The sequence below is a fragment of the Selenomonadales bacterium genome (genome assembly GCA_017442105.1).
Lineage (GTDB): Bacteria > Bacillota > Negativicutes > RGIG982 > RGIG982 > RGIG982.
Window position 1 is genome coordinate 1 of record JAFSAX010000048.1, and the last position, 6,549, is coordinate 6,549.

The 6,549-nt window shown below is 53.2% G+C and carries 7 protein-coding genes; 6 read left to right on the plus strand and 1 reads right to left on the minus strand.

Going from position 1 to position 6,549, the window contains the following annotated elements; genetic code table 11:
* Nucleotides 1-225 precede the first annotated feature (225 nt).
* The 3 genes from IJN28_01885 to IJN28_01895 all read left to right on the plus strand — a co-directional run bounded on the left by IJN28_01885 (nucleotide 226) and on the right by IJN28_01895 (nucleotide 4,373).
* Nucleotides 226-909: a hypothetical protein gene (locus IJN28_01885; protein ID MBQ6712525.1), complete on the plus strand. Its 684-nt coding sequence runs from the start codon at nucleotides 226-228 to the stop codon at nucleotides 907-909.
* A 38-nt stretch (nucleotides 910-947) separates the two neighbouring features.
* Entirely contained in the window at nucleotides 948-1,802 is an 855-nt protein-coding gene (locus IJN28_01890) for an enhanced serine sensitivity protein SseB (protein ID MBQ6712526.1), read from the plus strand.
* Between the two features lie 186 nt (nucleotides 1,803-1,988).
* A complete protein-coding gene (locus tag IJN28_01895; protein MBQ6712527.1) occupies nucleotides 1,989-4,373 on the plus strand; it encodes a copper-translocating P-type ATPase in 2,385 nt (794 codons plus the stop codon).
* 73 nt (nucleotides 4,374-4,446) lie between these two features.
* Here the strand turns inward: IJN28_01895 and IJN28_01900 are convergent, their stop codons facing one another.
* Nucleotides 4,447-5,295 carry a hypothetical protein gene (locus IJN28_01900; protein MBQ6712528.1) on the minus strand — a complete coding sequence of 283 codons (849 nt, stop codon included), beginning with the start codon at nucleotides 5,293-5,295 and terminating at the stop codon, nucleotides 4,447-4,449.
* Nucleotides 5,296-5,584: 289 nt separating this feature from the next.
* On the opposite strand from IJN28_01900, the gene IJN28_01905 reads away from it, so the two are divergent.
* Genes IJN28_01905 through IJN28_01915 form a run of 3 tightly spaced genes read left to right on the plus strand, consistent with a single transcriptional unit; the run spans nucleotide 5,585 to nucleotide 6,518 of the window.
* On the plus strand, nucleotides 5,585-5,827 hold the full coding sequence (locus IJN28_01905) for a hypothetical protein (GenBank protein MBQ6712529.1): 243 nt from the start codon (nucleotides 5,585-5,587) through the stop codon (nucleotides 5,825-5,827).
* The gene (locus tag IJN28_01910) at nucleotides 5,824-5,997 is read left to right on the plus strand and encodes a hypothetical protein (GenBank protein ID MBQ6712530.1); all 174 of its coding nucleotides are present in this window, start codon (nucleotides 5,824-5,826) and stop codon (nucleotides 5,995-5,997) included. Before IJN28_01905 ends, IJN28_01910 begins: the two co-directional genes overlap by 4 nt.
* A gap of 2 nt (nucleotides 5,998-5,999) precedes the next feature.
* Entirely contained in the window at nucleotides 6,000-6,518 is a 519-nt protein-coding gene (locus IJN28_01915; protein ID MBQ6712531.1) for an N-acetylmuramoyl-L-alanine amidase, read from the plus strand.
* The last annotated feature ends 31 nt before the right edge of the window (nucleotides 6,519-6,549 follow it).

The window sequence follows — 6,549 nt, forward strand, 5'->3', positions numbered from 1 at the left end:
AAAACCAATCCCTCAAAAACCTTTGAGGAAATGTTCTTTTTTTAATTATGTAAAAATAAAAAAATTTAAAAAAGGTAATTTTTTTTATCTCTTCTTTCTTTTTTCTTAAATTTATCATGTAAATTCTCCCATATCGCTTACACATATGGTATGATGAAGGTATCTATATCGTCCGAGGCACGCACCTCTTCTTGCTTCGGCATCCATTTGACAGGAGTGGATACTGTGTCATTTCTTACACGTTTAATATTATTCCTCATCGGCCTTCCCATTATGTCATTCGGGGTCGTATTCGTCATCAAATGCAACCTCGGCTCATCGCCGATCTCGAGCATCCCGTTCGTCGTGGAACAGCTCACACCGTATACGCTCGGCGAGCTGACATTCGCCATCAATGCATGGCTCGTCGCCATGCAGTATTTCTTCACGCGGCGCATCACCTCACCGCTCCTTCTGCAAGTGCCGATGACGCTTCTGTTTAGTATCTACATCGACTTGAGCGCCATCGTCTTAGAGAACTTTTTCGTCGATACATACCTGATGAGCCTCACGCTCCTCGTCACCGCCTGCTTCGTCACCGCGTTCGGCATCGCCTTTCTCGTCATCGCCAACCTCGTCATCCTGCCGGGCGAAGGAGCCGTACAGGCGATCGCCAACCGCTTCGGACTTGACTTCGGCTTCACAAAGATCGGCTTCGACGTATCGTGCGTCCTCATCTCCATCGCCATCGCGCTCTACTGTCGCGGCGACTTGGCCGGACTGCGCGAAGGCACCATCATATCCGCCTTTCTGACAGGCTGGTTCGTCCGTTTCTGGCTTCGCCGCATCACGACAAAAGACTCTTACGGCAGAATGATCCTCGCTCTCCCGTTTACAAAAAATCGCCCTTCCAGTATAATAAAAGAATAACCCTATCCACCAACCACACAGCAAAGGAGGCAACCGGAGTGGCAGTTCTCAATACGATCCCGGGCAACGACCAATTACTTGAACAAATGAAGATCGTCAAAGAAGACCCCTCCTACGCACAGCGTGAAGTATACCTCTCTACGCTGAAAAAAGCACGCTTCCTCGTGCCGATCAAGTGGATCCATACGCAAAATACGCGTCGCCGCACACTTGCCACCATCTACAAGGCAACCGGCGAAAAATACCTTCTCGCATTCACCAGCTGGGAAGAGCTGTTCAAATGGAGCGAAAACGAAGATGAGCGCGTCGTCGCCCTCTCGCACGAAGAACTCCGTCGCCAAGTCCTCGACAAACAGACTGCCTACGACGGCTTCGTCATCGACCCGTACGGCGTCAACCTCATCACACCGCGCCAAGAGATCCTCAGCTCCCTGCCGCTCGTCGCACCGCAGACGACCCGTTCCGCAGGGCGCGAAGCCATCATCAGCATACCGCGCATCTATTCTCAACGCCTCCTCAATGCCATCACCGTCCAGCTCAAGCACTTCTACAACGTCAGATGTGCCTACTTCCTCCTCATGGCAACAGAAGACGGCGAAAAAAACTACCTCGTCGTCATCGACTTCGTCGGCGACAACCGCAGACTGTTCTACCATGTGATGAACGCCGCTGAGCCGTTCCTCAAAAAGAACGAACACCTCACCATTGTCAGCACCGACTCCGCGCTCGGTCGTATGTCAATACGCGGCCAAAAACCATTCTATACAAGAAGCCGCTTCTCCGATATCCGTGCATGGCTCGCCCATCACTACCACCGCTTCGAAGCATGGTACCAAGCGCGCCAAGCCAAAAAAACTGCTCGCAAGACAGGCGACCACGCCGACCGCGACTGACGATACACGTAATATCATTTTGCACAAATACATAAAATATGATACAATGACCACAGAGAATGATAATGACTATCAACTCTGTGGTCTTTGCATATATGCATATCATAGGCAAATAATATATGATACGACAAGCACGCTAAGACCGCTCACCATACAGCGCAGCCCGCGCCCGAAAGAAGGAATATTATGACTGATCGCAATACCACGCTCCGTATCGGCAAGATGGCATGTGCCGCCTGCTCCGCACGCATCGAAAAACGCCTCGCGAAACTACAAGGCATCAAAGAAGCCACCGTCAACCTCACCACCGAAGAAGCGCACATCACCTACGACGATGCACTCCTCACCGAAGAGAAGATCATCACAACGATCAAAAAACTCGGCTTCACCGCAGAAAAGAAGACCGCCCCGCCCGCCGAGCTTACCCTCGCCATCGGCAACATGGCGTGTGCCGCCTGCTCTGCACGCATCGAAAAACGCCTCGCGAAAATGCAAGGCATCAAAGAAGCCACCGTCAACCTCACCACCGAGCGCGCTCACATCATCTATGATACCACGCTGACCTCCTCATCCGTCATCATCGCCGCGATCGAAAAGCTCGGCTTCACCGCATGCCTTGCAAACGATGCGCCCGCAAATGATACGAAAGAAAAAACAAGCACCGACGCGAAAAAACATCTTCTCTTCGCCGCCCTCTTCTCGCTCCCCATGCTCCTCAACATGATAGCAGAATTTTTCGTAGGGCACGGTAATGTCCCCATCCTCTCTAACCCCTACCTCCACCTCGCACTCGCCACCCCCGTCCAATTCATCAGCGGTGCCTACTTCTACCGCGATGCCTACAATGCCCTCAAAGGAGGCGGTGCCAACATGAGCGTCCTCGTCGCACTCGGCACCACGAGCGCGTATTTCTTCAGCCTCTACCAGCTCATGATCGGAAACCACAGCGTCTACTTCGAAACGTGCGGTATCCTCATCACGCTCATCCTCTTCGGCAAATATCTCGAATCGCGCGCCAAAGGCAAAACAAACGACGCCATTCGCGCACTCCTCTCCCTTCGTCCCGACACCGCCTGCGTCCTCCGCGCAGGCACCGAGCATACCATACCGCTCGCAGAACTGTGCGTAGGCGATACTGTCATCGTCCGCCCCGGCGAACGCATCCCCACCGACGGCATCATCACCGACGGCACAAGCACCGTCGATGAATCGATGCTCACAGGCGAATCCATTCCCATTGACAAAACAGTCGGCGACCACATCACAGGAGGCTCCGTCAACGGCCACGGCGCACTCACCTTCACCGCAGAGCGGATAGGCGACGACACCACGCTTGCCCGCATCGTCCGCATCGTCGAAGAAGCCCAGAGCGTCAAAGCCCCCATCCAGCGATTCGCCGACCGCGTATCGTACTACTTCGTCCCTGCCGTCACCACGATCGCCCTTCTCACCTTCGCCGTCCACCTCCTGCTCGGCTCCACGCTCGAAAATGCCCTCATCCCCGCCGTCGCCGTCCTCGTCATCGCCTGCCCCTGCGCACTCGGCCTTGCCACCCCGACAGCCATCTTAGTCGGCAGCGGCCGCGCCGCCCGCGAAGGCATCCTCTTCCGCACAGGCGCACAGCTTGAGCTCGCCCACCGCACCACAGCCGTCGTCCTCGACAAAACAGGCACCCTCACCTACGGCAAGCCGACCGTCACCGACATCTGCGCCTACGGAATCGAAAAAAACGACCTCCTCGCACTCGCCGCAGGCATCGAAACGTACAGCGAACACCCCCTCGGACGCGCCATCGTCACCTGCGCACAAGAAAAAAACATCACACCAACTGCCGTCACCGACTTTCAAGCCCACAGCGGCTCGGGCGTCACAGCAACAGCAGACGGACGCACCATCACCATCGGCGCACCGCGCATCGCAGAAAAGCTTAATATCACCTTGACCGACGAACAGACGAGCACCATCGCCCGCCTCGAATCGGAAGGCAAAACGACCATGCTAGTGGCAGACACCGTCCTTCTCGGCATCATCGCCGTCGCAGACACGCTCCGCGCCGAAGCCAAAAAAGCCGTCCGCGCCCTTCACGACATGAACATCACCGTCTGCATGATAACAGGCGACAACGAGCGCACAGCCCGCCGCATCGCAGAAGAACTCGACCTCGACAACTACCGCGCCGAAACCCTCCCCCAAGACAAAGCCGCCATCATAGAAGACCTCCGCAAACAAGGCCACATCGTCGCCATGGTCGGCGACGGCATCAACGACGCACCTGCCCTCGCCGCCGCAGACATCGGCATCTCCATGGGAAGCGGAACCGACATCGCCATCGAAGCCTCCTCCGTCACCCTCTCTGCCTCAGACCTCACCGCCATCGCACGCACACTCACCCTCTCCCGCCTCACCATGTCCACCATCCGCCAAAACCTCTTCTGGGCACTCATCTACAACATCGTCGGCATCCCGCTTGCCGCCTGCGGATACCTCTCCCCCCTCATCTGCGGCACAGCCATGGCATTCTCCTCCGTATCCGTCGTCCTCTCCTCCCTCCGCCTAGCCAAACGAAAATAACAAACCACACAAAAAAGACCTCTCGATGCACACGCACCAAGAGGTCTTTTTTATGATGAGATATAAAGAAATACTATTCAGCTACTTTTACTACAAGATTCTGCATACGTGTTTTGTCCACAGACATCACCTCAGCCAGATTATCAGGTGTCGCTTCAAGGTCGGTATCCTTATTGACCGTTACATTAAAAAGCTGACCCGACACATATTCAACATTTTTCCCTTTCATGAACAGACTGCCGACCATCGAAACTACTGCGAATACTGCTATTGCACCGCCATCATTTTTGCCTTTATTTAAAATATAGCCATCAACAGGCACTTGTACACCGTTGAGCGTCTCAAGATACGGGATATTAAGCTCTAGTCTGCCACCAGAGCCACCGCCCCCGCTTTTTTCAGCACGTAACACTTTTCCGAGTACTTCCTGCCCCTTTGGAATTACAACAACACCATTGACTACCAGATCATCTACCATCTCCAAGCGGAACGATGCCCCTGATTTTACCTTCTTCGAGTGAAGTGTATCGAGCAATTTAAGCATAACGACCGTATCTTTCGGAATATAGAGATTGCCTTTCTTTACACCGTTTTTGGCATACACAGGCTGTGCTACCTGTTCCTGTTCTTGCAACTTACGTTCATTCATAATAGCTGCAACTTTATCTTTCATTGTCGGTTTCTGTTCAACAACCTCTTGATCTGTGATCCCACAGACGCACTTCATGTAATCGCACGAGCACAAAACTACCTTCTCTTTTCTTCCCTTTTCTGCTACCTGCTTAGGCTCTTCCGTAGGCAAAGCCGTTGCCGTTATCGCAACAGAAGGGTCATGCTCTTCCGCATATACATCCGATGTGATACCCACAGTCGTTGCCAACGCGATCGCTACGGCACAACCCAGTATTTTCGTTTTTTTCAATCTGACCACCCCCATACAAACAGTATGTATTGTTATCATTATACCATGCTCACTATCGTCCCACAAGACAAATGTATATTACCATCACATCTATCCTCGTTTCCGTAAATCATTTCATTAAAAATCGCACACGCCCAAAATCCGACTTTTTTAAAAAACAAACACCTTGACACGTGGTATAATGTTGTAAGACGGAAATACACGCGCAATCCCGCAGAGATTATCTGTATCCACCCACACGCCAATGCCGTCTTCCCCAACCAAACATCAAACAGAAAGGAGGGCAACCATGAGTGAAGACACCATCCGTCGATTATTCGCCAAAGTCGATATCATCAGCGAACGACTGGCACGTCTTGACACACGCATAGAAGAGCGTGACAGGCGGTGCCGAGATTATTCGCACACCATCGACGACCTCACCAAGCGCACACACGACCTCGAGCTGGCAGGCAGTCATCAGGGCGGTGCGCGACATTTCTTCGTATGGCTCATCGCCACAGCCATTGCCCTATACGGTGTACTCAAATGACCTTTGCCAAACTCGACATCATCGACCTCGTCGTCATCACCGTTCTCGGCGGTGCGCTCATCATGGCTATCATACATAAGATGAATGAGCTTGCCATGTCGATCGCCTCAGGCATGATCGGCTACATCGGAGCGGCGAATCGCACCGACACACGAACAAAGGAGGAATGACCATGAAAATATGTATCAACGGCGGCCACCATCCGACGCGCGACTCGGGCGCTGTCGGTTCTCGCATCACCGAAGCGGCCTACACCGCCCGCATGATGGCATCTGTCGCCGACTATCTCACAAAAGCAGGCTGCACCGTCCTCACCGTGCAGGAAAAAGACCTTGCCGACATCTGCCGTGCCGCCAACGAATGGGACGCAGATCTCTTCGTTTCTATCCATTGCAACGCCGCCAACAAACGCGCACGCGGAACAGAAACATTCGCCTACTACGGCTCTAAAGAAGGCAAACACCTCGCCTCCTGTATCCAAGATCAGCTCATCGGCGCCATCGACACCACCGACCGCGGCGTCAAAGAAGCAGGCTTCTACGTCCTCAAATATACCAACGCGCCTGCCGCACTCGTCGAGATCGCCTTCATCGACAACAAAGACGACGAAACACTTCTCCTCGAACACCAAGACGACATCGCACGCGCCATCGCACGCGGTGTAACGGACTATGCAGTAAGCAAAAAGTAAGCAGTGAGCAATAAAAAGAGAGCTATTCACT